Origin of the sequence: Sphingobium phenoxybenzoativorans (genome assembly GCF_001757355.1) — a bacterium.
Classification (GTDB): domain Bacteria; phylum Pseudomonadota; class Alphaproteobacteria; order Sphingomonadales; family Sphingomonadaceae; genus Sphingobium; species Sphingobium phenoxybenzoativorans.
In genome coordinates this window covers 1-2,408 of record NZ_MINO01000161.1, presented here as the reverse complement: position 1 = coordinate 2,408, position 2,408 = coordinate 1, and the positions used below count along the sequence as shown (strand labels likewise).

3 protein-coding genes and 1 pseudogene are annotated in these 2,408 nt (G+C 62.4%); all 4 read right to left on the bottom strand.

Annotated features, from left to right (window positions below):
• Positions 1 to 589, bottom strand: a pseudogene (locus BHQ40_RS24500) (phage tail protein); the annotation flags it as partial.
• Positions 590 to 1,097: 508 nt separating this feature from the next.
• Entirely contained in the window at positions 1,098 to 1,679 is a 582-nt protein-coding gene (locus tag BHQ40_RS24495) for a GNAT family N-acetyltransferase (protein ID WP_253183469.1), read from the bottom strand.
• Positions 1,680 to 1,758: 79 nt separating this feature from the next.
• Positions 1,759 to 2,034, bottom strand: a complete 276-nt coding sequence (locus BHQ40_RS24490) for a GlsB/YeaQ/YmgE family stress response membrane protein (protein ID WP_171905962.1) — start codon at positions 2,032 to 2,034, stop codon at positions 1,759 to 1,761.
• A gap of 111 nt (positions 2,035 to 2,145) precedes the next feature.
• A partial coding sequence (locus BHQ40_RS24485; protein ID WP_070158283.1) for a hypothetical protein occupies positions 2,146 to 2,408 on the bottom strand: 263 nt, incomplete at its 5' end.

Below are 2,408 nucleotides of genomic sequence, written 5' to 3'. Positions count from 1 at the left end.
CATCGGCGATCAGTTCGAAGGTCAGCGAGGGTATCCGGTTGCCATAATCGGCCAGCGCCAGATCCTCGAACACTGCATAGGCCATGCCGCGATGTGCGGGCGTGACGCCTGCCCCCTGCGCGGCGGCGATCAGCGGATCGACCGCCTGATCCTCGCCCCCTGCATGAAAGCGGAACGCCCCCACCGCGCTCTTGAAATCGCCCGCCGCGCCGCGCAGCAGATTGCCGTCGGCCCATATCCGCCCGATCCCCTGCGCCGCCCGCGCCGACAGCGCCACGGCGAAACTCGCCGAATAGCTGTAGGTGGTGACGCTCGGCCGCCCCTTGCCGCCGCCGCTTTTCTGCTTGGTCTCGCGCAGGTCCGTCGCCCAGATGACGGTGCCCGCCACCCGCATCCGCCCGAACAGCTTGGGCACCTGGCTGCCATAGCTTGACGTCTGCACCTGCAGCTCGGCCAGCCGCGGCCCCTCACGCCCCTTGGGCTTGAACAGCACCGCCTGATCCACCCCCCGCCCGATCAGCGCGCCCAGCGCACCCCCGATCGGCCCGCCAATCGCCGTGCCGACTGCGGTCAGGACAAGAGTGGCCATGATGGGGGTCCTTTTGGATATGGGGATAATCAGGTCGATCGCGACACACCGTCATCCCAGCGGATGCTGGGATCTCGGGCGGCCGGGATCTAATGCGGTTTGGATTTCGGCCGGCTGGGTCGCGCGCTCCCATCCCTGTGGGAAAGGATTGCAACGGACCATTGGGTCCGAAATCGCACTATCTCGATCTGGACTTGTCAGAAGGGATAGGATTGATGACGAAATATGTTCCGGTCCGATAATGGCCAGATGCGAAGCGGATAGGTTGCTTCATGATTTCGAACCTGATCTGCGAACCGCCAAAACGCTTCTGGCAAGCTACCGGCGCGGCGCATAGCGGCGCACAATAGCTGGTTAGAGGATGTCTAGTCTTGCCCCGAAGGGCCGCTGGCCTCCCGGAAAGCGCGATCGTCCGGCTGGCGATCAGGATCGGTGTTGAGGAACAGGCGATGCCTGAAAGCGAGCGTTAGTTTGCCGGATACGAAACCGAGATCAGGTATCGCATAGATTACAGGTGGAGACCGAGAAAGGACGCGCCGGGGACAGGATTGAACGAGATCGGCTCCGCCGCAACAAAACCAAGAGTTTCATAAAGCCTGCGCGCGGGAATAAACTTCGCCTGCACATCCAGCCTCATTTCGCTGTAGCCTGCAGCGCGGGCTTCTTCGATCAGGCGTTCGGCAAGAATGCGGCCAAGATGACGTCCCTGAGCGCTAGGACGAACATATAGCCGTTTCATCTCGCATATGTCTGGCGTGACTTGGCGCATCGCAACGCAGCCCTCAATTTCGCCTTCCTGATCCGCGAGCAGAACGCATCCTTTTGGCGACGCATACTTACCCGGCAACTTGGCGAACTCGGCATCATTGTTCTGATAATCGAGATTTACCGGCGAATTGGCGATAAACTCACGCCAGATACCCAGAACCGCCGCCGTGTCATCAGGGAAGATCGCGTGCCGTATCACCGCCATGACATGAATGTCTTGCCGAAGATCATGTCCACAATGAGACAGTATTTTGAGAGTATTGTGGTGATACCCACGCAGCAGATTCAGGCCGTGAACTTTACAAACGGCGCTTTCCAACATCGTCCGAAAGCAGCTTTCTAACTACGAGCCGCCATTCTACGACGGGAGCGGCCACCAAACCGCCCCCGCCCCGCGCAATTCACCGGATCCGGCCCCGCCGGATCATATTCACAATGCCCAGCAGCACGATTGCGCCGCCGAACGCCACGGCCAGCGTCACCGGGTTGAACGGCGCGACGCGCAGATTTTCGGTCCCGCCGGTAAACACGCTGAACAGCCACCCGCCCAGCATCGATCCGACGCATCCGACAACCACGTTCAGGAAAATGCCTTGCTGCGCATCGGTGTTCATGACCTTGCTGGCCAGCCAGCCGATAATTCCGCCCATAACCAGGGCAATGATGAAGGTAATCATGCCGTCAGTCTCCTTAAACGCGGCGCCGAGTCGGACCCCGCTTAAGGAAGCATAAACCAACTCCTTGGCGTCGCGTAACGAATGCGATGCTGCGGCGCGGCGCGGAACGGCTCATCGCCCCGCCCGCCACAGGCCGATGACCGGCCAGGGGGATGCGCCCGGCATCTCCACCACGCGGCGCAGCCCGGCATGGGCGTGGACATGGCCGCCCGGCACCGCGACCATCATATGCGCCTGCGCCGGTCCCGCGCGCACCAGCACAAAATCGCCCGCCCTGCCCTTGCGCACCGGGCGCAGCCCCGCCGCGCGCAGCCAGCCCGCAAACAGCGCCGCATCCCCGCCGCGCAGCCCATAATGGTCCGGCGCAGCGCCCG

Coding starts and splice junctions, on each gene's coding strand:
- BHQ40_RS24495 (WP_253183469.1), bottom strand. CDS start 1,679: ATGTTGGAAAGCGCCGTTTGTAAAGTTCACGGCCTGAATCTGCTGCGT.
- BHQ40_RS24490 (WP_171905962.1), bottom strand. CDS start 2,034: ATGATTACCTTCATCATTGCCCTGGTTATGGGCGGAATTATCGGCTGG.